This window comes from Roseitalea porphyridii, assembly GCF_004331955.1.
GTDB classification, from domain to species: Bacteria; Pseudomonadota; Alphaproteobacteria; order Rhizobiales; family Rhizobiaceae; genus Roseitalea; species Roseitalea porphyridii.
Genome location: NZ_CP036532.1, coordinates 2,482,805 through 2,509,533 on the forward strand (window position 1 = coordinate 2,482,805; position 26,729 = coordinate 2,509,533).

The following is a 26,729-nucleotide window of genomic DNA, read 5'->3' on the forward strand; positions in this document are numbered from 1 at the left end:
CTCACTCCATCAGGTGGTCGAGTTCTTCGTAGGCGGGAACCGTCCGCTCGATCAATGCGCCGTCGCGGATAACGATCCGGTTCGCCTCGGGCCGCGACAGGAGTTCGGTCCACGACCGGCCCTCGAAGACGATCAGATCGGCCCGCTGGCCGACCGCGAGCCGGCCGCTGCCGGCCTCGAGCCCCATCGCGGCGGCGGGATTGGCGAAGACCGTCTTCGGCCAGTCGCTGACCGGATGGTCGAAATGGCAGATGCGCGTCGCCATCCGGTAGACCTCCAGCATGTCGAGATCGCCATAGGCGTAGAACGGATCGCGCGTGTTGTCGGAAGCAACCGCGACATTGATGCCGCGCGCGGCCATCTCGTGCAAAAGCGTCACCCCGCGCCAGCGCGGTGTGGTCGCGTTGGTGCGACGATCCTGCAGGTAGAGATTGCACAGCGGCAGCGAGACGATCGAGATGTCCCGGGCCGCCACCTTGTCGAGCGTTGCCAGAACCTCGGCGTCGGGCTGGCGGGCCAGCGAGCAGCAATGGCCGACGAGGATCGGGCCGCCGAAATCATGCCGCTGCGCCGCCTCGGCGATATGGCGCAGGGAGCGGGCGTTCACATCGTCGGTCTCGTCGGCATGGAAATCGAGCGCGAGGCCGTGCTCGATCGCGGCCGCGAACATCCGGTCAAGGAGTTCGTCGAGATCGGGCACCATGTAGGTGACCGCCCCCAGCACGCCTCCCGCCCCGGCGACGCGCTCGACCAGCGTTGCGAACCAGGCTTCATCGCGCACCGCCTCGATGCCGACAAGACACACGCCCTGAAGGTCGATCCGGCCGGCCCAGCGCTCCCGCATGGCTTCGAACACCGGCCAGGAGATCGTCTCCTGTGGCGCGATCGAATCGAGATGCGTGCGGATCGCGCGGGTACCGTGCGCGTAGGCGCATCTGAGCGCAAACTCCATGCGCGCCTCGACGTCGTCGGCCGACCAGTTGGCGGCACGGTCGGTATCGACGGCTTCGAGCGCCCCCGCGAACGTGCCGTCGGGGTTGGGCCGGCGCGGCCAGACATGGCCCTTGTCCAGATGCGTGTGACAGTCGATGAAGCAGGGCGTGACGATCCGCCCGCGCAGATCGTTGCCGGCGCGCCCGTCATCGGCAGCCGCAGGGCGGATGGCGGCGATGCGCCCGCCGGAGACCTCGACATCGTAGAGCCCGAAACCGTCCGCATCGTGCCGCGCGCGCGTCTCGGCCAGCCATGATGCATGGAGGCGGGCACGGGTCAGCGTGAAGCCGGAGGCCGGTGTCGCCAGAACTTGCGCGGGCATCTAGTGCTCCCCGACGAGCGCGCTTTCGTGCCAGCGGCGCAGGATGCGGTTCGACAGCCAGCTCAGCGCCAGGAAGATCACGATGCCGGTAAACGAGATCAGGATCAGCGCGGCGAACAGACGCGGCGCGTTCAGCCGGTAGCCGGCCTCGATGATGCGGCTTGCGAGCCCGGTCGACTGGCCGGCCGAACCGGCCACGAACTCGGCGACGACGGCGCCGATCAGCGCAAGCCCGCCGGCGATCTTCAGCCCGCCCAGGAAATAGGGCATCGAGGCCGGCAGCCGCAGGTGCCAAAGCGTCTGCCAGCGGCTCGCGCCGTTCATCTTGAACAGGTCGAGCAGGTTGCGGTCGACCGAATTGAGCCCGAGCGTGGTGTTCGACAGGATCGGGAAGAAGGCGACGATCCAGGCGCACAGCAGCAGCTTGGCCGTCTGGTTCTCCACATAGATGTTGATCAGCGGGAAGATCGCGACGATCGGCGTGACCTGCAGGATCACCGCGAACGGAAAAAAGCTCATCTCGACCCATTTGGACTGGGTGAAGAGCACCGCCAGCCCCACCCCGCCGAGGACCGCCAGCAGCAGCGACAGGAAGGTGATCTTCAGCGTCACCCACAGCGAGGAGAACAGGAGCGGCGCGTCGGCGACAAGCGTCTCAAGCACGACGCCCGGCCGCGGCAGGATGAAGTGCGGAATGTCGTTCCACACGCAGATCCGGTCCCACAGCCAGATCGCCGTGACCATGATCAGCAAGGGCAGCGCCCAGCGGCCGATCCGCTCAAAGCGCCGCTGCCGCTGCCGCGCCAGTTCCTCGGCATCGGCCCGTTCGAGCGGCGCCGGCCTGCGTTCCGCCCCCGCTTCAATGGTGGACATCGGCACCCTCCCCGGCCTCAACGCCCATCGCCGCCCGCAGCATGGCCGAGGCCTTGCGGATCAGGTGAGTGTAGCGATCGGACGTGCGGAACGCCTCGTCGCGGGGATAGGGCGCGTCGACCTCCATCTCGTCGAAGACCTGGCCCGGCTTGGCCGACATCACGATCAGCCGGTTGGACAGGAACACGCTCTCGAACACCGAATGGGTCACGAAGATGACCGTGAAGCGCTCGGCTTCCCACAGTTCGAGCAGGTCGTTGTTGAGCCTGGATCGCGTGATCTCGTCGAGCGCGGCGAACGGCTCGTCCATAAGCAGGACGCGCGGCCGCGTCACCAGCGCCCGGGCGATCGAGGTCCGCATCTTCATGCCGCCCGACAGTTCGCGCGGCACCGCGTCCTCGAACCCGGTCAGGTGCACCTGCTCGAGCACGGCGGCGATCCGCTCGCGCGCCGCATCGCGCGCCACACCCTGCAACCTCAGCGGCAGCCAGACATTGTCGAACACGCTGGCCCACGGCATCAGCGTCGGTTCCTGGAAGACGAACCCGATATCGGCCTTGCCCATCGGCGGTCCGCGCCAGTCGATCAGCCCGGAACTGGGCGTCGAAAGCCCCGCGATCAGTCTCAGCGCGGTCGACTTGCCGCAGCCGGACGGGCCCAGCAGCGACAGGAAATCCCCCTGCCTGATCGTCATGTCGACGTCGCGCAGCGCAACGACATCGTTGCCGAATGTCTTGCCGACCGCGCGCAGCACCAGTTGCGGCGCGCCGGTCCGTTGCGTCTCAGGAAGGGCCGCGCTCACCGCGCGCCGCCCCTGTCACTACTGCTTGAGGTCAAGCCCCAACCCCTGGTTCACATAGTCGAGCGTGTAGGCCTTGGAGATGTCGAGCCCTTCGGAGGCGACACCGGCGGCGACCATCTTGTCATAGAAGCTCTGGATTCGCTCGGCCGTCATCCCGCCGATGCCCAGTTCCTCGGTGTCGCCGGAATCGACGATGCCATACTCCTTGAGCTTGTTGATCGAAAAGGCGATCTGCTCGTCGGTCATGTCGGGATTGTCGGCCTGGATCAACTCGTTGGCGGCGCTGTTGTCGCCATAAAGGTAGTTGTACCAGCCAAGGATCGAGCCCTCCACGAAGCATTTGACCGCCTCGGGCCGCTCGTCGATCGTCTCCTGCATCACCTCGATCGTCGTCGAATAGGTGTCGAAACCGTAGTCGGCGACGAGGAACAGGTTCGGCACGAAGCCGCCCTCGCGCTCGACCGCGAACGGCTCGGAAGTGATGTAGCCCTGTTGCACCGAACGCGGATTGGCGATGAACGGCGCGGGGTTGAATGTGTAGGGCACGCGCTTGGAGGCGTCGAAGCCGAACTCGGTGATCATCCACTGATAATAGCTCTGGAAGCCCTGATCGCCCAAAATGAACTCCTCGGCCTCCTTCAGGCTCTCCCACGTGTCGAGGCCCTGGTCGGGGTGGGTCATCAGGACCTGCGGCTCCTTCTGGAACGAGGCCGCAACGACCACCACCGGAATGTCCTGCTCGACCGCCGAGAACGCCTCGAGCAGATTGCCGCCCATGTGCGCGTCGATCCGCCCGGCCAGCATCAGGGCCCGGTTGTTGACCTGCGGGCCGCCCTGCTGGATTTCCACCTCGAGCCCGCATGCCTCATAGGTGCCGTCGGCGACCGACTGGTAGAAGCCGCCATGCTCGGGCTGCGCCAGCCAGTTGGTGCCGAATATGAACGGTTCGGCGTGCGCGCCGGCGGCGGGAAGGACCATCATGGTGGAGGCCAGAAGGATGCGTTTCATCGATGACACCTCGTCAGTTTCGCCGGCCGGTTGCCGCCGGCCTCATGGTTGACCGATATGGTCCGTGATGCAAGCGACGTGCCATTAGACGGCCGCGACGATCTTACCGCCGCGCCGGCTTGCCAACCGGTCCGGCTTTTGCATGATCGCACGCGACCCGGATCGGATATGCCATGCTCGTTCATCACACGCCCGCGACCATCCACCCGCCCTTCGCCCGCTACAGCCATGCCGTCGAGGTGCCGCCCGGCGCTCGCCTCCTGTTCTGCTCGGGCCAGCTCGGCATCGCGCCGGACGCCGACATCCCCGCCGGCACCGAGGCGCAGACCCGGCTTTGCTTCGCCAACATTGACGCGATCCTCGGCGACGCCGGCATGGGGTTCGAGCACATCGTGCGCATCAATGCCTTCGTCACCGGTCGCGAGCATCTGGCGCCTTATATGAAGGTCCGCGACGAGCTGTTTGGCGAAAGCCCGCCGGCCTCGACGCTGATGATCGTGTCGGGCTTTGCGCGCGAGGCATTCACCGTCGAGATCGAGGCGATCGCCGCCGCGCCGGCCGGAGATGCATCATGACCCGCAGGCGCTGGTGGGGCGACTTCACCGCCCGGCAGTTCGAGAACCTCGATCCCGAGGCGACCATCGCCGTGCTGCCGGTCGCGGCGACCGAGCAGCACGGGCCGCACCTGCCCGTCGCCACCGATTATGCGATCATGGAAGGCATGCTGGAAACGCTGTTCCCCCTGCTGCCGGCCGAACTCGATGTGCGCTTCCTGCCGATCCAGTGCGTCGGCAAGTCCAACGAGCATATCCGCGTTCCGGGCACGCTGACCATCGGCGCCACCACGCTGATCGACCATTGGAGTGACCTTGGCGATTCGATCGCCCGCGCCGGCATCCGCAAGCTGGTCTTCCTCAACTCGCATGGCGGCAACGAGGAGATCATGGGCATCGTCGCCCGCGAGATGCGCGTGCGCCACGACATGCTGGCGATCAAGACGAGCTGGATGCGCTTCGGCCTGCCCGAGGGGCTCTATTCGGAGACCGAGCGCCAATTCGGCATCCATGGCGGCGATGTCGAGACCTCGCTGATGCTGCATTTCCGCCCCGAGACGGTCGACCTCAAGCGGGTCATGGACTTCCCATCGACCACCGTCGACGCGCGGGCCAGGTTCGGCCATATCGCGCCGCAGGGCACCCACGCCTGGGCCTGGATCGCCGGCGATCTCAATCCCGAGGGCGTGGTCGGCGAGGCCGGCCGGGCGAGCGCGGAAAAAGGCGAGGCGACGGCCCGCTACCAGGCCGAGGGCATGGCCGCGCTGCTCGGCGAAGTGCGCGAAGCCTCGCTGGCGGACTGGCTTGGCGGCTGACCAAACGCACGGCAGATGACGCCCAAAATTTGAGCAGTGCCGCATCGCTTTGCAGCCTTCCCCGGCGCGGTTTTCGGTTCTAGCATGGGTGAAAACGACGATCGGGGAAGCGCATGCAACTGACGCCGCGCGAAAAGGACAAGCTTCTGGTGGCGATGGCCGCCGAGGTGGCGCGCAAGCGGCTGGCGCGCGGCGTGAAACTCAACCATCCCGAAGCGATCGCGCTGATCACCGAGTTCGTCGTCGAGGGCGCCCGCGACGGCCGAACCGTCGCCGACCTGATGGACGCCGGCGCTCATGTGATCACCCGCGAACAGGTCATGGAGGGCGTGCCCGAGATGATTCACGACATCCAGGTCGAGGCGACCTTTCCCGACGGCACCAAGCTGGTGACCGTGCACGAGCCGATCAGGTGAGCCGATGATCGCCCCGTCAGCCGACCCGAACGCCAACGCCCGGCTGATCAGCGAGGCGGCGCTCTTCGCGGCCCATGCACACGGCAACCAGACCCGCACGGACAGGGGCGATCCGTATCTGGTCCATCTCGCGGAGGTCGCCGCCATGTGCGCGATGCTCGAACCGTTCGATCCCGTGCTCGTCGCCGCGGCATGGCTGCACGACACGGTCGAGGACACCGGCGTGCGCGAACCCATCCTCCGCGAGCGGTTCGGCGGCGAGATCGCCGATCTGGTCATGGACGTCACCGATCCGCCGGACCTGAAGGGCGATGCGCGGCGCCAGCGCCAGGTCGACCACACGCGCGATGCGGGCGACCGGGTCAAGCGGCTCAAGCTGGCCGACAAGACCTCGAACGTCGAGGAACTCCTCGACCTGCCGCACGAAGCGTTCGACGCCGGGGCCAACGCCGGCTACCTTCACTGGGCGCGCAAGGTCGTCGATGTCTGCCGCGGCCTCGAACCACGGCTCGAAGCCCGCTTCGACCGTTCGGCGGCGCGGCTGGAAGCGGAGATCGAGGCGGCACGCAAACGGGAGAGCGGATCATGATCCCCGGCGAGATCATAACGCCCGACACCGAGATCGAACTCAATGCCGGCCAGCAGACGATCACGCTGACCGTCGCCAACACCGGCGACCGTCCGGTGCAGGTCGGCTCGCACTATCATTTCCATGAGACCAACCCGGCGCTCGACTTCGACCGGGAGGCCGCGCGCGGCTTCCGGCTCGACATACCGGCCGGCACGGCGGTCCGCTTCGAACCGGGCCAGAGCCGCGATGTCACGCTCATCCATATCGGCGGAAACCACGAAATCTACGGCTTCAGGAAGATGGTGATGGGGAGTCTCTAGCAACCGGGGACAGAACAAGGGAGAACGATCATGTGCGATGCCTGTGTCATCAACGCGGTCAAGGACCGCATGCTTTCGAGGCGCAATTTCTTCACTGCGACGGCGGGCGCCGGGGCGGCGGCGACGTTTGCGGCGACGGCCGCGCGGCCGGTGCTGGCGCACGAGGCGACCAGCGTCACCGACATGACGCATGAACTCAGCGAAGACTTTCCGACCTTCGGCGGAACGCCGGGGATCGCCTACGACAAGGCCTTCGATATCGGCTCTGATGGCTACAATCTCTACAATCTGACGATCAACGAGCACACCGGCACCCACATCGACGCGCCGCTGCACTTCTCCGAGGACGGCCAGTCGGTGGCCGAGATCCCGGTGGAGAACCTGGTCTGCCCGCTCTGCGTGATCCACATCCATGAGCGCGCCGCCGACAATCCCGACGCCCAGGTCACGCCCGACGACATCAGGGCCTGGATCGACGCCAACGGCCCGATCCCGGACGGCGCATGCGTCGCGATGCATTCGGGCTGGGATGCCAAGACCGGCTCGGACGCGTTCAGGGGCGCCGACGCGGACGGCACGCTGCATTTCCCGGGCTTTCACGTGGAAGCGACGGACATGCTGATGGAGGAGACCGGCGCGGTCGCCATCGCCGTCGACACGCTGTCGCTCGACCACGGCCCCTCGCCCGACTTCGCCGTGCATTACTCGTGGCTGCCGTCCGGCCGCTACGGCATCGAGGCCATCGCCGGATTGACCCAGGTGCCGGTGGCCGGTGCCACGCTTATCGTCGGCGCGCCCAAGACGCGCGGCGGCACCGGCGGGCCCGCGCGCATCTTCGCGATGGCCTGATGGCGACCGTACCGCTGATCACCGACGAGATGGCCGGCGCCGAGGTGCTGGCCGTCTTCGACGACATCCGCGCCACGCGCGGCACCGACTTCATCAACAATTTCTGGCGCGCGCTGGCGCACGATCCCGCCCAGCTCAGGCGGACATGGGAGGAGGTCAAGCAGGTCATGGGCGCCCCCGGCGCGCTCGACCCGCTGACGCGCGAGATGATCTACATCGCCGTGTCGACCGCCAACGCCTGCGCCTATTGCGTCCACTCCCACACCGCCGCCGCGCGCGGCAAGGGCATGACCGACGCCCAGCACGCCGAACTGGTCTCGATCATCGCGCTGGCCGGCAAGACCAATCATCTGGCCAACGCGCTGCAGATCCCCGTCGATCCGGAGTTCGATCCTTCCGGCTCAATTCGTTCCACCAATTGAAGAGATTGTGACAAATGGAAAGTGGGGCCTCTGGGTTAATCAATCTCGGCCTCACAGAGGCCATCTCAGCTCTTGCGTTTGAACCCTGGGTAGGCGCTTCGTCCGCACGCCGCAGTGGCCTCTTCCCATTGATTGTCGGCGAGTCTCATTACGGAGATCCCAGTACTGAGATCACGATCAATGTCATCCAGGAGAATGCAATTGAAGGTCGGATGGCGTTCTTTACGCGGTGCGCCTCGCTCATCACAGGGCTGCCGGGAGACTGGTTGCAACCCGAGGAGTTCTGGCGGCGAGTGGCATTTGCCAACCTCGCTCAGGAAACGGTGGACGGTCCACGCAGTCCATCACAATGGAGTGCGCTTCTGGCGGGCGCAGCGCCACTTGCCGAAGCGGTCGAACGCGTTCAGCCGACGCACATCGTCTGTCTGGGCAACAAAGTCTGGGAAGCGCTGTCAGAGTCTGGCCACCTTGATCATCGGCCATTCAGCGCGACCGAAGGCGTGGACATCTGTGATTCCGGAATGCTGAATGGCAGGCCGCTGTTCTGGACATACCATCCCTCGTCATTCGGTTACTTCAATTGGCAAGAAGGATCGCGCTGTTTGGGATCCTTCTTGAAAGAAACGGGCGTGGATCGTGAAGAAATCAACGAATTCATCCAATTCGGTCTTGCCTCACCGCCCCCCTCTTATCTGCTAGCAGGATTCGATCAGTGAGCAAACGCTTTCTTTTAACAGCATTTCTGATGGCATTTTGTGCCAGTGCCACGGCCCAGGACTGGGATTGCGACGATGCGGGCAATCTGCCCCAGCAGGGCATGAACTGGTGCGCCTATCAGGACTGGCAGCGCGCCGACCGGGCGCTCAACGCCGACTGGCCGCTGGTGGTCGATGCGATGAAGGAGATGGACGGCTTCGCCGCCGAGAGCTTTCCCGAACAGGCCAACGGCCATGACAGTCTGCTCGAGGCCCAGCGCGCCTGGATCACCTACCGCGACGGCCAATGCACCGCCGAGGGCGCAAGGTTCGCCGGCGGCTCGCTCCGACCGCTGATCGAGAATTCCTGCAAGGCAGCGCTGACCCGCAAGCGCACCGAGGAACTGCTCCTGATGCTGGAGGAGGGCTGATCATGGCGCGCAAGCTTGCGCGCGGGGCCGCTTCAGTTGCCCGGCGCCTGCGTGGCGAAGGCGTAGACGGTGATCGCGTTGTCCTCGCCGACATCGGCGGCCAACACCTCCGGCGCGCCGATGCCCTTGGCGTTGAGGATTTCGAACAGGACGGCGTTGATCTGCACCGCGTTGCGCAAGTCCGCCAGCACCGGCTGGTGATCGCGCATGAACTGCTCGATCTCTTCGGTGATCGCGGTGCGCCGCTCGCCGAGCTGGATGATCGTGACTTCCTCAGGATCGGTGACCAGGCGGATGCGATCGGCCGTGTCCTCGGCATTTTCGAGAAGTCCGTCGAGCCCGATCTCGGACACGTCTCGGCTGACTTCGTTGATCGTCACGTCCGCACCGATGATCGAACTCTCCGAAACGCCCTGCGCGAACGCCGCCGGCATGGCGGTCATGCCGAGCGCGATCAGGGCGATGACGGTTTTCGCAAGTCTCATTGCTTCCCTCCGGAACCGGTTGTCTTGAACAGACCAACGACGGCGTCCCGCCACGGTTCCAGTCACGACACCCAGCGCCACTGAGGTTCTGCCATGCCCGCCCGCATCTCCCGCGCCGCCTATGCCGACATGTTCGGCCCCACCACGGGCGACAAGGTCCGCCTGGCCGACACGGAGCTGTTCATCGAGGTCGAAAAGGACCTCACGACCTATGGCGAGGAAGTGAAGTTCGGCGGCGGCAAGGTGATCCGCGACGGTATGGGCCAGTCCCAGATCACACGCCATGACGGGGCCGTCGATACGGTCATCACCAACGCGCTGATCGTCGATGTCACCGGCATCTACAAGGCCGATGTCGGCCTGAAGGACGGCCGCATCGCCGCGATCGGCAAGGCCGGCAATCCGGACACGCAATCGGGCGTCGACATCATCATCGGCCCCGGCACCGAGGCGATCGCCGGCGAAGGCAAAATCCTGACCGCCGGCGGGTTCGACAGCCACATCCATTTCATCTGTCCCCAGCAGGTGGACGACGCGCTGATGAGCGGGGTGACGACCATGCTCGGCGGCGGCACCGGGCCGGCGCACGGCTCGCTGGCGACAACCTGCACGCCCGGCCCATGGCACATCGGCCGCATGATCCAGGCCGCAGACGCCTTCCCGATGAACCTGGCCTTTGCCGGCAAGGGCAACGCGTCGCTGCCCGCCGCGCTCGAGGAACAGGTGCTGGGCGGGGCCTGTGCGCTCAAGCTGCATGAGGATTGGGGCACGACGCCCGCCGCCATCGACTGCTGCCTGCGGGTGGCCGACGCGTTCGACGTGCAGGTGATGATCCACACCGACACGCTCAACGAAAGCGGCTTCGTCGAGCAGACGATCGAGGCGATCCATGGCCGGACGATCCACGCCTTCCACACCGAGGGCGCCGGCGGCGGCCACGCGCCGGACATCATCCGCATCTGCGGGCTGCCGAACGTGCTGCCCTCGTCGACCAACCCGACCCGGCCCTACACGGTCAACACGATCGACGAGCATCTGGACATGCTCATGGTCTGCCATCACCTCGATTCCAACATTCCCGAGGATGTGGCGTTTGCCGAAAGCCGGATCCGGAAGGAGACCATCGCCGCCGAGGACATATTGCACGACATGGGCGCGTTCTCGATCATCGCCTCGGACAGCCAGGCCATGGGCCGCGTCGGCGAGGTGATCATCCGCACCTGGCAGACCGCCGACAAGTTGAAGCGCCAGCGCGGCGCGCTGCCCGAGGAAAAAGGCGACAACGACAATTTCCGCGTGCGCCGCTACATCGCCAAATACACCATCAACCCGGCCATCGCGCACGGCATTTCGGGCGAGATCGGCTCGATCGAGGTCGGCAAGCGCGCCGATCTGGTGCTCTGGGACCCGGCCTTCTTCGGCGTCAAGCCGGCGATGATCCTGCTGGGCGGCTCGATCGTCGCCGCGCCGATGGGCGACCCGAACGCCTCGATCCCGACGCCCCAGCCGGTGCATTACCGGCCCATGTTCGGCGCCTTCGGCAGGGCGCTGACTAATTCGTCCGTCACCTTCGTCTCCAAGGCGGCCATCGAGGACGGGCTCGCCCACAAGCTGGAAACGGCCAAGGAGATGGTCGCGGTCGACAATGTGCGTGGCGGCATCTCCAAGGCCGATCTGCGGCTCAACGACGCCACGCCCGATGTCGAGGTCGACCCGGAGACCTACGAGGTCCGCGCCGACGGCGAACTGCTGACCTGCGAGCCGGCCGAGGTGGTGCCGATGGCGCAGCGCTATTTCCTTTTCTGATACCGTTTCGCGATTGGCCGGCACTGCGGTAGAGTAAGGCATGAACAAGCACACCCGCCTTGAAAAGCCCCGCGCCTATGAGGCCGACTACTATGGCTGGACCATGGACCAGGCTGCCGCCGTGCGCGCAGGACGCTTCGATCTCGTCGATCGCGAAAACCTGGCCGAGGAGATCGAAAGCTTGGGGAAGAGCGAGAAGCGAGAGATCGAAAGCCGGCTGGTGCTTGTGCTGTTGCATCTTCTGAAGTGGCAGTTCCAGCCGGAAAAGCGAAAGGGCGGCTGGGAGGCGAGCATCAGGGTTCAGCGCGACCGGCTGGCGAAGATCATGCGCGAGAATCCGAGCCTCAAAAACTACCCGGCCGAAGAGATGCCGCATGCCTACATGGAAGCCCGCCTCGCCGCCGAACGGGAAACCGGCATCGCCTATGAGGCTTTCCCGGAAGCCTGCCCCTATTCGGTCGCGCAGGTTCTCGACGAGAGCTTCTTTCCCGATGGCGCCAAGGCCTGACGCCGAAGTGCGCTACGGCCCAAGCCCGCGCCACGCCTGGCTTGCGCCATCAAGGGCGGCGGTCTCGCGACCGGCCCCATGGCGATGACGCTCTCCTTCCCCTCCCGTCAAGAGACCTTCGCGGGCCACCCCCATCTCGCCCGCCACGTGCACGACTGGCAGGCCGAGTGTCTCGACCCCGCCGACCATCGGTTCGAGGCGGGCGAGGCTGTGATCATGGACCTCGAAGACGACGAGGCTGCCGTTCTGACCGCCGAGATGGCCGAGGATCTGAACCGCCGGACCGAAGCCGACCTTGCGGCCCTGCGCGACACGTTCGCCACGCCCCTGCCCCGCGACCCGCTGCTGCCGATGATCGTCGCCGAACCGCCCGGCGCGACGATGGCCGAATGCGCGAGGGCCTGCGGCCCCGCCTTTGTAGCGTTATGCGCGCAAATGGGCTGGCGCGAGATCGCCATCATGCCGATCACCCGCGCCCCGATCCTGATCCAGCATAATGAGAGCCCTCAGGCGGCGGCCGCCGAAGCCGCGCTCGAAGCGGCCGGCCTGTCCCGCGACCATGAAGGCGCGATTTCCGGCGCGCCGCGGGCCGTTGCGCCGCTGTTCGGCCCGCTCTTCTGGATTGCCCGCTGCAATGCGAGCGCGCCGCATATCCTGTTCAATGCGGCTGGCTCGTCTGTGGTCGGTACCTTCTGCAAATACGTCAATCTGCATCTGGAAGCCTACGATGCGGACGAGCGCAACCGGCTCGCCGCCGCCCTCACCGCTTCCGGCTTCACCGAGCCGCCCGAGGGCTATTGCGTCGAGCGCTTCGCCGATGACGGGATGATCGAAGGCCGGCGCCTCGATCTGGGTTGATTGCGGGAACCCGCGCCCGTTAACGGCGTTGACCCGGCGCCCATGCAAAGAACCCTGAGATACATAGCCGCCGCCTGCGCCATCATCGCCGCAACGCCCGCTGCGGCGCTTGAAGCATCGGCGATCAACCAGGCCCGCTACAGCGACACGCTGCCCGAAGGCCGCAGCGCCATGATGGTCAAGCTGCAGGTGCTGCTCGACCGTGCCGACGTCTCGCCCGGCGTCATCGACGGCCGCTGGGGCGGCAACACGCAAAGCGCCGTGCGCGCCTTCGAAGAGGTTGAAGGCCTGCCCGTCGACGGACAACCGGACGAGACGCTCTGGCGCCGGCTGACCGGGTCGGGGAAGATGGCAGACATCGCCGCGCCCTACACGATTTCGCAAGCAGATGCCGACCGGTTGAGGCCCGACCTGCCCGAAGACTATGCCGAACTCGCCGCGATGGATTGGCTCGGCCACACATCTGTCGCCGAGGCGGTCGCGGAGAAGTTCCACATGGATGTCGACTTCCTGCGCGACCTGAACGCCGGTGTGCGCTTCGCTGTCGGCGCGCGGGTCATGGTTGTGCGTCCCGGCGAGAACCTCGACACGCCCGTCCGGCGCGTCGTTGCCGACAAGTCGGCCAATCGGCTCCATGCGTTCGATGCCGGGGGCACCCGGATCGCCAGCTATCCCGTCACCATCGGCTCGAGCCAGTTGCCCTCGCCATCCGGTACGCACGAAGTGGTCGGCATCGCGGTCGAGCCGACCTATGCCTACAAGCCCGACGAGAATTTCCAGCAGGGCGACAATGACGAGCAGCTGACTCTTCCGCCCGGCCCGAACGGCCCGGTGGGCATTGTGTGGATCGATCTGTCCAAGCCGACCTACGGCCTGCACGGCACGTCCGATCCGGCCACGATCGCCAAGACCGTCTCGCATGGCTGCGTGCGACTGACCAACTGGGACGCGCTCGAACTGGCCCGCAATCTCGATCCGGGCGTTCCGGTCGAATTTTCACGGTGACATGCGCGCGCTCTTCTTCCTGACCCTTCTGACCGCGCTGGCGGTGGCTCCAGCCTCCGCCCAGATCGACATCGATGATCTGCCGACACCCGAAACAGCGCCCGAAAGGCCTGAAGCCGACGCTCGTCCCGATGACGGTGACGAACCCGCGGCCGAAGGCGACGCGGCGCCGCAGGAGCAGGAGGAGGCGGCCGTCGTCGACGCCGAGGACATCCCGCCCCTGCCGGTGATCACCGAGATCGAGGGATGCCAGGCGCGGCTCGACGAACTCGACGTCCGATACCGGAAGGTCGACCCCGTCGACGGTGACAATGGCTGCGGCTTTTCGCCGGCCTACCGTGTCGAGGCGGTCGGCGATGTCGCGCTCGGCGCGAACGGCAGCACGATGCGGTGCGAGACCGCGCTCGCGTTGGCGCTGTGGATCCGCCAGGGCGTCATTCCCGCCACGCGCGGCCTGTCGCGCGAAGCGCGCGTCGCCGGCGGCCAAGGCGTCCGTTTGACCGGCATCCGCCACGGCCCGTCCTATGCCTGTCGCCGGCGCAACAACCAGCCGACCGGCAAACTGTCCCACCACGCCATCGGCGCGGCGATCGATGTCACCGGGTTCGAGTTCGAAGGACGCGCCCCGATCCCCGTCCAGCCGCGCGCCGGACGCGGCACCATCGAGGAGGCCTTCCAGCGCGCCGTCCGCGCCTCGGCCTGCCTGTCCTTTTCAACCGTTCTCGGTCCGGGCTCGGACGAGTATCATGACGATCACCTGCATCTGGACATCGCCAGCCGCTCGAGCCGTTATCGTCTGTGCCAATAGGCAAGCGCATGGAACCGGCCGGCACCGGGCCTGTTGGTGATCACACGCAAACGGAGGCATCCATGTCCGAACATGAAATCAGGCTCAAGCACGATGGCTGGATCGTGGTCGCCGATGGCGAGAAGGCGCTGTTCCTGCGCAATGAGGGCGACGAGAAGTTCCCCAACCTCGAAGTCTTCCGCGAGGACGAGCAGCGCAATCCGCCCACGCGCGAACAGGGCACCGACACGCCCGGCCGGTTCAACGACGGCGCACCCTCGAGCCGCGCCATGCCGGCCGGTTCGGCCGGCGCCCACCGCAGCGCGGTCCAGGAAACCGACTGGCACCGGCTGGAGAAGGACCGGTTCGCCAGGCAGGTGGCCGAATGTCTCTACAAATATGCCCACGCCGGTCGCTTCGAGCATCTGGTGATCGCCGCCGCGCCGCATGTGCTCGGCGAAATCCGCAAGGAGCTGCACAAGGAGGTCGCCGACCGCGTGATCGCCGAGGTCGACAAGGATCTGACCAATCACGAGGTCGACAAGATCGAAAAATTGCTGCTTCATTCGGACGGAAAGCAAGCAGGGAGCCACAGGTGACGCTACCGGTTGCCGGGACGGTCGTCCGACCCGCCCTCGAACCCGCCGACACGATCACGCTCGACGAGACGGACCGCCACCGGCGCCGCATCCGCCTGACTTCCGACGGCGGCATCGCCTTCATGCTCGACCTGCCGCGCGCGCAACTGCTCCGCCACGGCGACGGGCTGGTGCTTGGCGATGGCCGCGTCATCGAGGTGCACGCCGTGCCCGAGCCGCTCATGGAAGTGCGCGGTCGGGACGGCCGGCATCTGCTGGCGCTGGCCTGGCAGATCGGCAACCGGCACCTCGCCGCCCAGATCGAATCTGACAGGATCCTCATCCGGCGCGACCATGTCATCGCCAGCATGCTCGAAGGGCTCGGCGCCACTTTGTCAGAGGTGACCGAACCGTTCGACCCCGAGGGCGGCGCCTATGGCGACAGCCATCACGGTCACCATCACGCCCACGACAACACGCATGACCACGACCGCAACCCGAACGCCGCCTGACCATTGCCCGTCTCGAAAGCTCAACCCCGCAAAACGGAGCGTTCCCATGGCACTGTTCGCACCCGGCAACCGGACGAAATCGCCCCGGCACAAGAAGGTCTATGCCGCCTATGAGATCGCCTTCACGGCCGTCGACTTTGCCGCGGCCTTCGCCTTCGTGATCGGCTCGGTCCTGTTCTTCTTTCCTGAATTCGAGACGGTCGCCATCTGGTTCTTCGTGATCGGATCGGTCTTCTTCGCGCTCAAGCCGACCATCCGGCTGACGCGCGAAATCCACTATCTGACGATCGGCGACGTCGACGACATCGCCGACAAGCTGAGCGTATGAGCGCGGACACGCGCGCCCTGGTGCGTCTGATGAGCTGGCTGTCGCCGGTGTTTCCGACCGGCGGCTTTGCCTATTCGGCGGGCCTCGAGGAAGCGGTTGCTGTCGGCACGGTCGACAGCGAGCCCTCCCTTGCCGCATGGCTGGAGGCCGGCATAGCCCGTGGCGCGCCATGGAACGATGCGGTGCTGCTGGCCGAAGCGCACCGCGCAGCGGCGGACAGGGCCGTGCTCGCCGATCTGTCGGCGCTGGCACGCGCGCTTTCGGTCTCCGCCGGACGTCATCGCGAAACCGTCGATCAGGGCGCCGCCTTCCGCGATGCCGCCTCGGCCTGGATCACGCCGGATGCGCTGCCCCCGCGCGACACGCCCCTGCCGGTGGCGGTCGGCGCCGCCGCCGGCCTTGCAGACATCGCGCGCAAGGACGTGCTCGCCGCCTATCTGAACACGTTTGCCACCAACCAGGTTCAATGCGCGATCCGCCTGTCCGTGACGGGCCAGTCGGGCGCGGCCCGCGTTCTTGCGGCGCTCGAGCCGGTCATCGCCAAGACCGCCGCCCGCGCCGCCGAGGCGACGCTCGATGATCTTGGCAGCTGCGCGATTGGCAGCGATATTGCATCGATGAACCACGAGATGCGCCAGCCCCGACTGTTCCTGTCATGACATCGCCCGCCCCCGGCACCAACGGCCCCTTGCGCGTCGGCATCGGCGGGCCGGTCGGCTCTGGCAAGACGACGCTCACCGCGCGCCTGTGCGAGGCCATGCGCGAAACCCGCTCGGTGGCGGTGATCACCAACGACATCTACACGCGCGAGGATGCCGAGGCGCTGACGCGCATGCAGGCGCTGCCGGCGGATCGCGTCATGGGCGTCGAGACCGGCGGCTGCCCGCACACGGCGATCCGCGAGGACGCCTCGATCAATCTGCGCGCCATCGAGCAGATGATCGCCCGCCATTCCGGCCTCGACATCATCTTCATCGAATCGGGTGGCGACAATCTCGCCGCGACCTTCTCGCCCGACCTCGCCGACCTGACGCTCTACGTCATCTCCGTCTGTCAGGGTGGCGACATTCCGCGCAAGGGCGGGCCTGCCGTCACGCGATCCGACCTTCTGATCATCAACAAGGCCGATCTGGCGCCTTATGTCGGCGTCGACCTCGAACGGATGGACGCCGATGCCCGTGCCAGCCGGCACGGGCGGCCGCACCTGTTCACGGACCTCAACCGCGGCCAGGGCGTCGAGGAGATTGTCGCTTTCTTGAGCGACCGGGGCGGGCTTGACTAGGCATTTGCCCATTTGGTGGGCGTCCGGTCATTTGCGCTTGAAAACTGTGCAATTCCCGGTGCAATCTTTCCGATGATCCGCGTTGGCGGCACAAGCAGGGAGACAAGAATGCACAAACTGTTGGGAGCGCTGGCGGCGCTTGCGCTGACCGCCGGAACGGCCTTCGCCGAGACCGATATCAAGTTCACGCTCGACTGGAAGTTCGAGGCGCCGTCGGCGCCCTTCTTCATCGCGCTCGACGAAGGCTATTTCGCAGAAGAGGGCCTGAACGTGACGATCGACTCCGGTGCGGGCAGCCGCGAGAGCATTCCGCGCGTGGCGACGGGCGCCTACGACATGGGATTCGGCGACGTCAATGCGCTGATCAAGTTCCTGGAGGAAAACCCCGACCAGCAGGTCAAGGCGGTGATGATGGCCTATGAGCGTCCGCCCTTCGCGGTGATCGGCCTGAAGAGCCAGGGCATCACCGAGGATCCCAAGTCGCTCGAAGGCAAGACGCTGGGCGCCCCGCCGCCCGATGCCGCCTTCGGCCAGTGGCCCGCCTTCGTCGAAGCCGCCGGCATCGACACATCGAACATCACCATCGAAAATGTCGGTTTCCCCGTGCGCGAGCCGATGCTGGCCCAGGGTCAGGTCGACGCGATCTTCGGCTTTTCCTTCTCCTCGGTCATCAACCTGAAGGCGCAAGGGGTCTCCGACGACGACATCGTGCCGATCATGATGGGCGAGAACGGGCTCGACCTCTACGGCAATGTGGTGATGGTCAATCCGGCGTTCGCCGAGGAGAACCCCGAGGCGGTGCGCGGCTTCATCCGCGCGCTGATCAGGGGCTATCAGGATGCCGTCGCCGATCCGGCCTCGGCCGTCGACCATGTCATCGAGCGCAACGGCGTTCTGAACCGCGATGTCGAGATCGACCGGCTCAACATGGCGATCGAACAGTCGATCAGGACACCGGCGGTGGTCGAGAACGGCTTCGGCGGCGTCGACATGGCAAAGCTGGGCGAGACGATGGACTGGCTCGCCATCTCCATGGACGTGCAGAACCCGCCGGCGCCCGAGGACGTGTTCGATCCGTCCTTCCTGCCGCCCGCCGAGGAGCGCATGCTGCCCTGACCGGCGGCAATGGCGATCAACTTCAACGCGCCGGATGTGGACAAAGCCCGCATCCGGCGTTTGAGTGGGCAAGGCCGCCGACAAGGGCGGCGGGCAGGAAACCGGTGTGAGCAACCACCTCGTCACCATCGATGATGTCGACATGCGCTATGGCGGCGAGACCGGCACGCTGGCCGTCTCCGGCCTTTCGCTGCATGTCGAAAAGGGCGAGTTCACCGCCGTCGTCGGCCCGTCGGGCTGCGGCAAGTCCACCCTGATGAAGCTGGTGACCGGCCTGCACATCCCCCAGCAGGGGGTGATCACGGTCGCCGGCAAGGAAGTGACCGAACCGGTCTCGATCGTCGGCATGGCGTTCCAGAACCCCACGCTCCTGCCGTGGCGGACCACGCTCGACAACATCCTGCTGCCGCTCGAGATCGTCCAGCGCCATCGCCGGCGGCTGCGCGCCAACAAGGCCGAATATGTCGAAAGGGCCGAGCATCTGCTGGAGACGGTCGGCCTGAAGGGCTTCGGCGACAAATATCCGTGGGAGCTCTCCGGCGGCATGCAGCAGCGTGCGAACCTGTGCCGCGCGCTGATCCACGAGCCCGAACTGCTGATGCTCGACGAGCCGTTCGGCGCGCTCGACGCGTTCACGCGCGAGGAGCTGTGGTGCGTGATCCGCGACCTGCACCACGAGACCGACGTGACGATCCAGCTCGTCACCCACGATCTGCGCGAGGCGGTCTTCCTCGCCGACCGGATCTTCGTGATGAGCGCCCGTCCCGGCCGCATCATCGAGACGCACACCGTGCCGTTCGAGCGCCCGCGCGACCTCGAAGTGATGTACACGCCGCAATTCACCGACCTCGTGCACGATCTGCGCGGCCTGATCGCGGCGGCGCGCACCGAACAGCTCGAGGCCGCCGCATGAGCGCCGAACCGACCCAGGCCGACGCCGCCAAGCCCGCCGAGGCCCGGCGCGTTGAGGCGCGCCAGCGCGGCGAGGCCGTCCGCGCGGCAAAGCGCCGGCCCTTTCCCTGGGTGAAGGCGGCGCCCTGGCTCTACACGATCGGCCTGTTCCTGATCTGGGAGGCGAGCGTTTGGCTGTTCGCCCTCCCCCAATATGTGCTGCCCGCGCCGACCGTCATCCTGGGCGCGATCATCGACTACTGGCCGACGATCTGGACCAATTCGGTGCAGACGCTCTACACCACCGTCGTCGGCTTTCTGATGGCGGTGGCCGGCGGCCTCGCGCTCGGCCTGCTGGTCGGCTGGTCGCGCTTTATCTATGCCGGGCTCTACCCGCTGATGATCGGCTTCAACGCCATCCCCAAGGTCGCCGTCGTGCCGATCCTGGTGATCTGGTTCGGCATCGGCGACGTGCCGGCGATCCTGACCGCCTTCCTGATCGCCTTCTTCCCGATCGTAGTCAACGTCGCCACCGGCCTTGCGACGATCGAGCCGGAGATGGAGGACGTGCTGCGCGCGCTCGGCGCCAAGAAGCTCGACGTCATGCTCAAGGTCGGCATCCCGCGCTCGATGCCCTACTTCTTCGGCTCGCTGAAGATCGCCATCACGCTCGCCTTCGTCGGCTCGGTCATTTCCGAGACGATCGCGGCCAATGCGGGCCTCGGCCACATGATGCTCGCCGCCCAGAGTCAGTTCAACGTGCCGCTGGTCTTCGCCGGGCTGATCATGCTGGCCGTCGAGGGCATCGCCATGTACGCGCTGATGGCCTGGATCGAAAAGCGCACCACCGGCTGGGCGCACCGGTCGGGCATGGCGCAGGGGAACTGAGCGGGACGGGCTCCGGTCGCTAACCTGAAAGGCCGTACGACACCGCCAGCAGCAGCGCTCCGATCGCCATCAGAAGCGTATCCTGCGCAGAGAAGCTGTTGCGCTCGCGATCGTATCCATTGGCGATCGCCTCGCCGAGCCGGGCGAAGCGCCGGGCCATGGTCTCCGGAACCGCCTGTCCATCGGGGCGCAAAGGCGCCTCACGGTTGCGTGTTCGCTTGATCTTCAGGCGAGAAAGCTGGTCCCTGAACGGTGGCACGAACAGGCAGAGCGACCCGATCAGTCCCGACAAGGCCGATGCGTCCAGCATTACGGACGCTCCATCATGTCCTTCGCCGCCGGCGCGGCGGCATTCAGGGCGAAGACGTCGGCCGGATCGAGACCGATTGCCATCGCATAGCGAAGCAGCGTCTCCAGGCCGACATCGACGGACCCCGATTCCAGTCGCGAAACGGCCGACTGGGAGGTCTGCATCGCCCGTGCGACCGCCACCTGGCTGATCTCGCGGCGGGCCCGCTCCTGTGCCAGCGCGCCAATGATCGAACGCGCACCCTGCTCGGCGCGTTCGCGCACCGCTTGCGCTTCGGCCACTTGAGGAAAACGCTCGTCGAGCGTCGTCAGATAATCGCGCAGACGGGATCGTCCGGCGGCATCAGCGCTCGGACGTGCACGGACGGGTTGGTCGTCCTTACGTTCGATAGCATGTTCGGTCGTTGGCTTGGCCATGACTGCTCATATATCACATTCGATATGTTTCTCAAAGTCCTGTGGAGCGAATGCACCGAAGGCGGCCGACGATGCATCAAATCCCAAGTTCGCGCTCGATCATCAGGATGATCCTGCCAACAGCTTCATCGACCGCACGGACCGAGGAAAGATCAAACGAGAGCACGCTGAACCGGACGGCGATACCACGACGGTCGACATGCAGCAGAATACCGGTACCATCCGTCTTCGCCAGTAAATGGCGCCGCGGCACGAGATAGACGCTGACCGCTTCGTCACCCCGCAAATACTCCGTTCTGATTTCACCACCGTTCATCAGATCGGCGAGGCAGGCGCGCAGTTGATCGGCAATGACAGGCTGATCATGGGCGAGCCGATCGAACCAATCCGAGAATTCGGAAAAGAGTTCATCGTCGAAATCAATGAGCATTACCAAGCCCGTCCCTGGCGAAGAGCCGAGTCTTAGCTGCTTCACAAGCCGATCGCCATCCCGTCCTGACCGATATGCAGCGGGCCTTCGTAGCCGCCCGCCCGCACCGCGCGCTCCCAGTTGTCGTTGCCGATCGCCGGATCGTCGACCGGGATGAGGTGGTTGAGCGCCAGCGCCCTGACGCCCGCCTTCGCCGCAAGCCGTCCGACATCGACCGCCTCCGTGTGGCTGGCTTCCAGATGCGCCTTAAGCCGCTCGCCATTGCCGACGCGCGCGACCAGCCGGTCGACGCCCTCGGCGATCATCGCTTCATGGACGAGAAGATCGGCGCCCCGCGCGAAACCGGCCATGCCGTCGAACGGCGCGGTGTCGCCCGACAGCACGACCGCCTTCCCGCCGGCCTCCAACTTCACCGCATAGCTGTCAGTGATCGGCGGATGGGCATTGCGGATGGCCGACACGGCCACGTCGCCGATCTCGGCGAAGACCCCCTCGCCGATCGTGTGCAGATGGACGAGCCCGGCGAGATCGGGCCGGCCTTCGTCGGCGATGCGCGTTTCGATATCGAACGCCATCGACCGCAGGAAGGCTTCCCAGCAGGCGGCGAGCCCGGCCGGCCCGTAGACCGCGACCGGCGTCTTCAGCCCGGCGGTCCAGGCGGTATGGATCAGCGGGCCAAGCTCCAGATAATGGTCCGAATGAAGATGGGTGACGATCACGCTGGTCAGATCGCGCAGGTGCATGCCGGTGCCGACCAGCGCGCGCGTGACGCCCAGGCCGCAATCGACGGCGATCCTCTGGCCGGCCATCTCGACCAGCGTCGCCGTCGGCATGCGCACCGGCGCGCCCGGATAGATCGCCGGCCCGCCCTTGGTGCCCAGCAGCGTGACCCGGTCGCTTGCCACGGTCAGCGCCGGCTCAGCGTGCGGCTGACCGCGTCGTCCCAGCCCGCGATCTTGGCGGCGCGCGTCTCGGCGTCCATCTGCGGCGCAAACCGCCGGTCGCGCGCCCATGTGGCGGCGAAGCCGTCGCGATCGGGCCAGACGCCGGCGCGGCTGCCGGCGAGCCAGGCAACGCCCAGCGCCGTCGTCTCCAGCATCATTGGACGGTCGACCGGCGCGTCGAGCAGGTCGGCCAGGCACTGCATCGTCCAGTCCGAGGCGACCATGCCGCCATCGACGCGCAGCGTCGTCTCGGCGCCCTCCGCCTCGGGCCAGTCTCCATGCATCGCCTCGATCAGATCGCGCGTCTGGTAGCAGACCGCCTCGAGCGTGGCGCGGGCGATCTCCTCGGGCCCGGTCGCCCGCGTCAGGCCGAACATCGCGCCGCGCGCGTCGGCATCCCAATGCGGCGCCCCCAGACCCACGAAGGCCGGCACCAGATAGATGGTCTGCTCGGGATCGGACCTCTCGGCCATCTCCCCGCTTTCGGAGGCGTGTTGGATGATCTTCAGCTCGTCACGCAGCCACTGCACGGTCGCGCCGGCCATGAAGATCGACCCCTCGAGCGCATAGGTCGTCTCGCCGTCGAGGCGATAGGCGATCGTCGTCAGCAGCCGGTTCTTCGAAGGCACGCGGTCCGGCCCGGTGTTCAGAAGCGCGAAACAGCCCGTGCCGTAGGTCGACTTGACCATGCCCGGCGCAAAGCAGGCATTGCCGATCGTCGCCGCCTGCTGGTCCCCGGCAACGCCGTAGATCGGCATCTCCGCGCCCAGGATATCGGCCCTTGCCGTGCCGAAGTCGGCGGCGCAGTCGAGCACCTCGGGCAGCAGCGCCGCGGGCACGCCCAGAATGGCGAGCAGTTCGTCGTCCCAGCGGTTTTCGCCGATATTGTACATCAGCGTGCGCGCCGCATTGGTCGCATCCGTGACGTGCCGGGCCCCGCCGGTCAGCCGCCAGATCAGGAACGTGTCGATCGTGCCGAAGGCGATCTCACCGGCCTCGGCGCGGGCGCGCAGCCCGTCGACAGTGTCCAGCATCCACTTGACCTTGGTGCCGGAGAAATACGGATCGAGCAGCAGCCCGGTGCGCTCGGTGAAAATCGGCTCGTGGCCCGCCTCCTTCAGCGCCGAACATATCGAGGCGGTGCGCCGGTCCTGCCAGACGATCGCCTTGCCGACCGGCTCGCCCGTCGCCCGGTCCCACATCGCGACCGTCTCGCGCTGGTTGGTGATGCCGATCGCGGCGATGTCCGAGGCGGCGATGCCGGCCTTTTCGATCGCGCCCCTGCAGGTCTCGACCGTGGTGCGCCAGATGTCCTCGAGATCGTGTTCGACCCAGCCGGATTTGGGAAAATGCTGCGGAAACTCCTGCTGGTCGATGCCGGCGATGGTCTGGTCCTTGGCGAAGACGATCGCCCGCGACGATGTCGTGCCCTGGTCGATGGCGAGTATGTATTCGCCCATGTCCGGTCCTCCCGTGCGTATCCGTCGCGGCTGTTTAAACCGTTTCAGGACCCGATGGGAACGGGGCGGCACGCTTTTTCAGGACGTGGTTTCGACCCGGCCGGCACACAGCCAGCGCGCCACGTAGACCGCGCAGGCCGCCCCGATCAGCTGCATCAGGATGAACAGCGGCACGTCGGCCGGCCTGATGCCGGCGAAGGTGTCCGACAGGCCCCGCGCGATCGTCACCGCCGGGTTGGCGAACGAAGTGGAGGCGGTGAACCAGTAGGCCGAGGTGATGTAGAGGCCGACCCCCATCGGCACCGCTGCGGGGCGCACCTTCAGCGTGGCGAGAATCGTGAAGACCAGCCCGAAGCATGCGACCCATTCGGAGAACCATTGCGCGCCGCCGGTGCGCGCGGTGGTCGAGAACTGGATGAGATCGTCGGCGAACATCAGGTGCGCCGCCCACACGCCGACGATGCCGCCGGCGATCTGGGCGAGCACGAAGCGCACCGCTTCGCCCGCGCCGATCTCGCCGCGCAGGAAGAAGGCGAGCGTCACCGCGGGGTTGAAATGGGCGCCCGAGACCGGGCCGAGCATGGTGATGAGCACGACAAGGATCGCGCCCGTGGCGATCGTGTTGGCGAGCAGCGCGACGGCGACATTGCCGGCCGCCAGCGTGTCACCCATGATGCCCGAGCCGACCACTGCGGCAAGCAGGAACGCGGTGCCGATGAACTCGGCGCCAAGGCGCTGGGACGGGCTGGACATGGAAGACCCTCGACCGGTGATACATCAATACATCATGGACTATTGATATATCACGCCCGCGTCAACGCGAGCGCGTGTCGGGATCGGTTCGGGGGACCGGTCAGGCCCGGCCGGGCTTGGCTCCCGTCGGCGGGCCGGCCTCGATCATCGACAGAAGATTGATCACGGCCGCGCTCGGCCGCGCGAGATCGTCGACCGTATACTTTTCGAGCACCGCCAGAAACGCATCGAGCGCCTCGCGCAGCGCGGCGGTCAGCCGACAGTTCTCGATCAGCGGGCAATCGGCGTCATCGAGGTCGAAGCATTCGGCCATGGTGAAATTGTCCTCGGTCAGCCGCACCACCTCGGCCAGCGTGATCTCGCTTGCGGGCCGCGCCAGCCTTATGCCGCCATTGCGGCCGCGCACGGTCTGCACCACCCCGCCCTCGACCAGCGGATGCAGGATCTTGAACAGGAACGGTTCGGACGCCCCGTAGACGCGCGAGATATCGGCGACGCGGCTCAGCCTGTCGCCGCCGGCGGCGCAGAACATCAGGATGCGGAACGCATAGTCTGTCTGTTTGGTCAGCTTCATCGGTTCAGCTTTATCATGGTCGCAATCGGGCCGGAACGCAAAAAGCCCGCGCCGGCGCATCCGGCCATCAGATTGGAATCGTTCCAGAAAAAACTTCCAAAAATCGTCAACTTTATGGCCGGGCCCGCATTGACATCGGATTGGCGCTTCTACAAAACATGATTGCCATTATCAAGTTAAGGAGTGCCTCCATGCCACGCCTCAAGTCCATGACGATTGCGCTGCTCGCCACGGCCATGGCCGTGCCCGCCGGGTCGGCTGCGTTCGCCGACGGCGAACTGAACCTTTATTCCTCGCGCCACTACGACACGGACGAGCGGCTCTACTCCGATTTCGAGGAGATGACCGGCATCACCATCAACCGCATCGAGGGCAATGCCGACGAACTGCTCGCCCGGATGGAAGCCGAAGGCGCCAACAGCCCCGCCGACGTGCTGCTGACGGTCGACACCTCGCGGCTCGAGCGCGCCAAGGAGATGGGCCTTCTGCAGTCGATCGAGAGCGACACGCTCGAAATGCGCATCCCCTCCTATCTGCAGGACGAGGAGAACCAGTGGTTCGGCTTTTCCCAGCGCGCGCGCATCCTGTTCTACGACAGGAACGACGTCGAAAACCCGCCGCAGAGCTACGCCGATCTCGCCGACCCGCAATATGAAGGCATGGTCTGCATCCGCTCGGGCACCAATGTCTATTCGCAGACGATCATGGCCGCGCTGATCGAACATCTGGGCGAGGAAGAAGCCAGGGCCTGGGCCGAAGGCGTGGTCGCCAACTTCGCCCGTTCGCCGCAGGGTGGCGACACCGACCAGCTGCGCGGCATCGTCTCGGGCGAGTGCGACATCGCCATGTCGAACACCTATTATTTCGCCCGCGCCATCCGCAAGGACGTCGACGGCGTGTCGGACAGCCTCGACATGTTCGGCTGGGTGTTCCCCAACCAGGACAGCACCGGCGCGCACATGAACCTGTCGGGCGGCGGCGTCGCGGCCAACGCGCCCAACCGCGACAACGCGGTCCGGTTTCTGGAATATCTCGCCTCCGACCAGGCGCAGCAATATTTCTCCGCCGGCAATGACGAGTATCCGGCCGTGCCGGGCGTCGCCATCTCACCGTCCGTCGCCGCGCTCGGCTTCTTCAAGCCCGACGATCTGGACGCCTCGGCGATCGCGGCCAACGTTCCGGCCGCCCAGCAGATCTTCAACGAGGTCGGCTGGGAGTAAGGTTCCTCCGGGCGGCCGGTCTCTCCCCGAGCCGGCCAGAGGGTCCTCATGGCCCGTCCCGACTTGCCCGCGTGGTGCTCCGGCCCGCGCGGGCTTTTTATCGGCCAACAGCCCCCGTACTATCGGCTCGAGAGCTGACCGGGGTCTTTTGTTATGAAGTTGAAGCCATACAAGATTTCTGTCGTAACGCTTCTGGCCATTCAGTCGCTTGTGCTGGAAGCGAATGGACAAGAACACCGAGTTGGCATGTCCGGGGCCGACTTCCTGAATGCCTGCTCAAGGATGGACGAGAGCTGGATAAGCTTCTGCCACGGCTACGTTCAGGCAGTCGTCGACGGTCCGCGCGTTGACAACAACGGCTACTGCATTCCTTCGGGAACCACGCGGGCAGACCTTGTCGGCCATGTCGTCCGAATTCTCCAAACCCATGAAGGACTTCATGGCTTGGGTGCGTACTCCGTTGTGTATGCGGCGATCGCAAGCGCCTATCCCTGCGACCCAGGTTAA

At 66.0% G+C, this 26,729-nt stretch carries 36 protein-coding genes; 24 read left to right on the forward strand and 12 right to left on the reverse strand.

Annotated elements, in window-relative coordinates; all coding sequences use genetic code 11:
* Position 1 precedes the first annotated feature (1 nt).
* The 4 genes from E0E05_RS12080 to E0E05_RS12095 are packed head-to-tail and all read right to left on the reverse strand — an operon-like array spanning position 2 to position 3,998.
* On the reverse strand, positions 2-1,315 hold the full coding sequence (locus E0E05_RS12080) for a cytosine deaminase (protein WP_131616942.1): 1,314 nt from the start codon (positions 1,313-1,315) through the stop codon (positions 2-4).
* Positions 1,316-2,188 carry an ABC transporter permease gene (locus E0E05_RS12085; RefSeq protein WP_131616943.1) on the reverse strand — a complete coding sequence of 291 codons (873 nt, stop codon included), beginning with the start codon at positions 2,186-2,188 and terminating at the stop codon, positions 1,316-1,318.
* Complete coding sequence (locus E0E05_RS12090; RefSeq protein ID WP_244597711.1) at positions 2,175-2,990, reverse strand: ABC transporter ATP-binding protein; 816 nt, start codon at positions 2,988-2,990, stop codon at positions 2,175-2,177. Before E0E05_RS12090 ends, E0E05_RS12085 begins: the two co-directional genes overlap by 14 nt.
* Before the next feature lie 18 nt (positions 2,991-3,008).
* Positions 3,009-3,998, reverse strand: a complete 990-nt coding sequence (locus E0E05_RS12095; RefSeq protein WP_131616944.1) for an ABC transporter substrate-binding protein — start codon at positions 3,996-3,998, stop codon at positions 3,009-3,011.
* A gap of 173 nt (positions 3,999-4,171) precedes the next feature.
* Here E0E05_RS12095 and E0E05_RS12100 point away from each other — a divergent pair, with 173 nt between their 5' ends.
* The 9 genes from E0E05_RS12100 (at position 4,172) to E0E05_RS12140 (ending at position 9,071) form a co-directional block, all read left to right on the forward strand.
* Positions 4,172-4,573, forward strand: coding sequence for a RidA family protein (locus E0E05_RS12100; protein ID WP_131616945.1), 402 nt, complete (start codon positions 4,172-4,174; stop codon positions 4,571-4,573).
* A complete protein-coding gene (locus tag E0E05_RS12105; protein ID WP_131616946.1) occupies positions 4,570-5,367 on the forward strand; it encodes a creatininase family protein in 798 nt (265 codons plus the stop codon). The genes E0E05_RS12100 and E0E05_RS12105 overlap by 4 nt, the downstream gene beginning before the upstream one ends.
* Before the next feature lie 113 nt (positions 5,368-5,480).
* A complete protein-coding gene (locus E0E05_RS12110) occupies positions 5,481-5,783 on the forward strand; it encodes an urease subunit gamma (RefSeq protein WP_039724443.1) in 303 nt (100 codons plus the stop codon).
* 4 nt (positions 5,784-5,787) lie between these two features.
* The gene (locus E0E05_RS12115; RefSeq protein WP_131616947.1) at positions 5,788-6,372 is read left to right on the forward strand and encodes an HD domain-containing protein; all 585 of its coding nucleotides are present in this window, start codon (positions 5,788-5,790) and stop codon (positions 6,370-6,372) included.
* A complete protein-coding gene (locus E0E05_RS12120) occupies positions 6,369-6,674 on the forward strand; it encodes an urease subunit beta (protein ID WP_131616948.1) in 306 nt (101 codons plus the stop codon). The genes E0E05_RS12115 and E0E05_RS12120 overlap by 4 nt, the downstream gene beginning before the upstream one ends.
* A 30-nt stretch (positions 6,675-6,704) precedes the next feature.
* Positions 6,705-7,523: a cyclase family protein gene (locus E0E05_RS12125; protein WP_131616949.1), complete on the forward strand. Its 819-nt coding sequence runs from the start codon at positions 6,705-6,707 to the stop codon at positions 7,521-7,523.
* On the forward strand, positions 7,523-7,945 hold the full coding sequence (locus E0E05_RS12130) for a carboxymuconolactone decarboxylase family protein (protein ID WP_131616950.1): 423 nt from the start codon (positions 7,523-7,525) through the stop codon (positions 7,943-7,945). Before E0E05_RS12125 ends, E0E05_RS12130 begins: the two co-directional genes overlap by 1 nt.
* 14 nt (positions 7,946-7,959) lie before the next feature.
* Positions 7,960-8,661 (forward strand): hypothetical protein, encoded by a 702-nt coding sequence (locus tag E0E05_RS12135; RefSeq protein WP_131616951.1) that lies wholly within the window; start codon positions 7,960-7,962, stop codon positions 8,659-8,661.
* Positions 8,662-8,690: 29 nt separating this feature from the next.
* Positions 8,691-9,071, forward strand: coding sequence for a lysozyme inhibitor LprI family protein (locus E0E05_RS12140; RefSeq protein WP_131616952.1), 381 nt, complete (start codon positions 8,691-8,693; stop codon positions 9,069-9,071).
* 32 nt (positions 9,072-9,103) lie between these two features.
* Here the strand turns inward: E0E05_RS12140 and E0E05_RS12145 are convergent, their stop codons facing one another.
* Positions 9,104-9,556: a hypothetical protein gene (locus E0E05_RS12145; protein WP_131616953.1), complete on the reverse strand. Its 453-nt coding sequence runs from the start codon at positions 9,554-9,556 to the stop codon at positions 9,104-9,106.
* Between the two features lie 93 nt (positions 9,557-9,649).
* On the opposite strand from E0E05_RS12145, the gene ureC reads away from it, so the two are divergent.
* The 13 genes from ureC (at position 9,650) to E0E05_RS12210 (ending at position 20,115) form a co-directional block, all read left to right on the forward strand.
* A complete protein-coding gene (gene ureC / locus E0E05_RS12150; RefSeq protein ID WP_131616954.1) occupies positions 9,650-11,362 on the forward strand; it encodes an urease subunit alpha in 1,713 nt (570 codons plus the stop codon).
* Between the two features lie 40 nt (positions 11,363-11,402).
* Positions 11,403-11,870 (forward strand): DUF29 domain-containing protein, encoded by a 468-nt coding sequence (locus E0E05_RS12155; protein WP_131616955.1) that lies wholly within the window; start codon positions 11,403-11,405, stop codon positions 11,868-11,870.
* A 78-nt stretch (positions 11,871-11,948) separates the two neighbouring features.
* Entirely contained in the window at positions 11,949-12,728 is a 780-nt protein-coding gene (locus tag E0E05_RS12160) for a hypothetical protein (protein WP_131616956.1), read from the forward strand.
* A gap of 42 nt (positions 12,729-12,770) precedes the next feature.
* The gene (locus tag E0E05_RS12165) at positions 12,771-13,733 is read left to right on the forward strand and encodes a L,D-transpeptidase family protein (RefSeq protein WP_131616957.1); all 963 of its coding nucleotides are present in this window, start codon (positions 12,771-12,773) and stop codon (positions 13,731-13,733) included.
* A gap of 1 nt (position 13,734) precedes the next feature.
* Positions 13,735-14,541, forward strand: coding sequence for an extensin-like domain-containing protein (locus E0E05_RS12170; RefSeq protein WP_131616958.1), 807 nt, complete (start codon positions 13,735-13,737; stop codon positions 14,539-14,541).
* 62 nt (positions 14,542-14,603) lie between these two features.
* Positions 14,604-15,119 (forward strand): baeRF12 domain-containing protein, encoded by a 516-nt coding sequence (locus tag E0E05_RS12175; RefSeq protein WP_131616959.1) that lies wholly within the window; start codon positions 14,604-14,606, stop codon positions 15,117-15,119.
* Complete coding sequence (locus tag E0E05_RS12180; RefSeq protein ID WP_131616960.1) at positions 15,116-15,610, forward strand: urease accessory protein UreE; 495 nt, start codon at positions 15,116-15,118, stop codon at positions 15,608-15,610. The genes E0E05_RS12175 and E0E05_RS12180 overlap by 4 nt, the downstream gene beginning before the upstream one ends.
* Before the next feature lie 46 nt (positions 15,611-15,656).
* Positions 15,657-15,938 (forward strand): YrhK family protein, encoded by a 282-nt coding sequence (locus E0E05_RS12185; protein ID WP_131616961.1) that lies wholly within the window; start codon positions 15,657-15,659, stop codon positions 15,936-15,938.
* Complete coding sequence (locus E0E05_RS12190; RefSeq protein ID WP_131616962.1) at positions 15,935-16,597, forward strand: urease accessory protein UreF; 663 nt, start codon at positions 15,935-15,937, stop codon at positions 16,595-16,597. The genes E0E05_RS12185 and E0E05_RS12190 overlap by 4 nt, the downstream gene beginning before the upstream one ends.
* Entirely contained in the window at positions 16,594-17,220 is a 627-nt protein-coding gene (gene ureG, locus E0E05_RS12195; RefSeq protein WP_131616963.1) for an urease accessory protein UreG, read from the forward strand. Before E0E05_RS12190 ends, ureG begins: the two co-directional genes overlap by 4 nt.
* A gap of 108 nt (positions 17,221-17,328) precedes the next feature.
* Positions 17,329-18,336, forward strand: a complete 1,008-nt coding sequence (locus E0E05_RS12200) for an ABC transporter substrate-binding protein (protein WP_131616964.1) — start codon at positions 17,329-17,331, stop codon at positions 18,334-18,336.
* A 142-nt stretch (positions 18,337-18,478) separates the two neighbouring features.
* Positions 18,479-19,249 (forward strand): ABC transporter ATP-binding protein, encoded by a 771-nt coding sequence (locus tag E0E05_RS12205; protein ID WP_131618021.1) that lies wholly within the window; start codon positions 18,479-18,481, stop codon positions 19,247-19,249.
* Positions 19,246-20,115 carry an ABC transporter permease gene (locus E0E05_RS12210; protein ID WP_084606818.1) on the forward strand — a complete coding sequence of 290 codons (870 nt, stop codon included), beginning with the start codon at positions 19,246-19,248 and terminating at the stop codon, positions 20,113-20,115. The genes E0E05_RS12205 and E0E05_RS12210 overlap by 4 nt, the downstream gene beginning before the upstream one ends.
* Positions 20,116-20,134: 19 nt before the next feature.
* On the opposite strand, the gene E0E05_RS12215 is transcribed toward E0E05_RS12210, so the two are convergent.
* From E0E05_RS12215 to rirA, 7 genes are all read right to left on the reverse strand, one after another.
* Entirely contained in the window at positions 20,135-20,425 is a 291-nt protein-coding gene (locus E0E05_RS12215) for a hypothetical protein (RefSeq protein WP_131616965.1), read from the reverse strand.
* On the reverse strand, positions 20,425-20,841 hold the full coding sequence (locus E0E05_RS12220; protein WP_131616966.1) for a helix-turn-helix domain-containing protein: 417 nt from the start codon (positions 20,839-20,841) through the stop codon (positions 20,425-20,427). Before E0E05_RS12220 ends, E0E05_RS12215 begins: the two co-directional genes overlap by 1 nt.
* Positions 20,842-20,917: 76 nt before the next feature.
* Positions 20,918-21,271, reverse strand: coding sequence for a hypothetical protein (locus E0E05_RS12225; RefSeq protein WP_131616967.1), 354 nt, complete (start codon positions 21,269-21,271; stop codon positions 20,918-20,920).
* 41 nt (positions 21,272-21,312) lie between these two features.
* The gene (locus tag E0E05_RS12230; RefSeq protein WP_244597713.1) at positions 21,313-22,176 is read right to left on the reverse strand and encodes an MBL fold metallo-hydrolase; all 864 of its coding nucleotides are present in this window, start codon (positions 22,174-22,176) and stop codon (positions 21,313-21,315) included.
* Between the two features lie 2 nt (positions 22,177-22,178).
* Positions 22,179-23,675 (reverse strand): glycerol kinase GlpK, encoded by a 1,497-nt coding sequence (gene glpK, locus E0E05_RS12235; RefSeq protein WP_131616969.1) that lies wholly within the window; start codon positions 23,673-23,675, stop codon positions 22,179-22,181.
* 78 nt (positions 23,676-23,753) lie between these two features.
* On the reverse strand, positions 23,754-24,428 hold the full coding sequence (locus tag E0E05_RS12240; RefSeq protein ID WP_131616970.1) for an aquaporin: 675 nt from the start codon (positions 24,426-24,428) through the stop codon (positions 23,754-23,756).
* Positions 24,429-24,528: 100 nt separating this feature from the next.
* A complete protein-coding gene (rirA, locus tag E0E05_RS12245; protein WP_039723535.1) occupies positions 24,529-25,002 on the reverse strand; it encodes an iron-responsive transcriptional regulator RirA in 474 nt (157 codons plus the stop codon).
* 191 nt (positions 25,003-25,193) lie between these two features.
* Here rirA and E0E05_RS12250 point away from each other — a divergent pair, with 191 nt between their 5' ends.
* Together E0E05_RS12250 and E0E05_RS17910 are read left to right on the forward strand one after the other, a co-directional pair.
* Complete coding sequence (locus E0E05_RS12250; RefSeq protein ID WP_131616971.1) at positions 25,194-26,222, forward strand: Fe(3+) ABC transporter substrate-binding protein; 1,029 nt, start codon at positions 25,194-25,196, stop codon at positions 26,220-26,222.
* 282 nt (positions 26,223-26,504) lie between these two features.
* A complete protein-coding gene (locus E0E05_RS17910) occupies positions 26,505-26,729 on the forward strand; it encodes a Rap1a/Tai family immunity protein (protein ID WP_350148992.1) in 225 nt (74 codons plus the stop codon).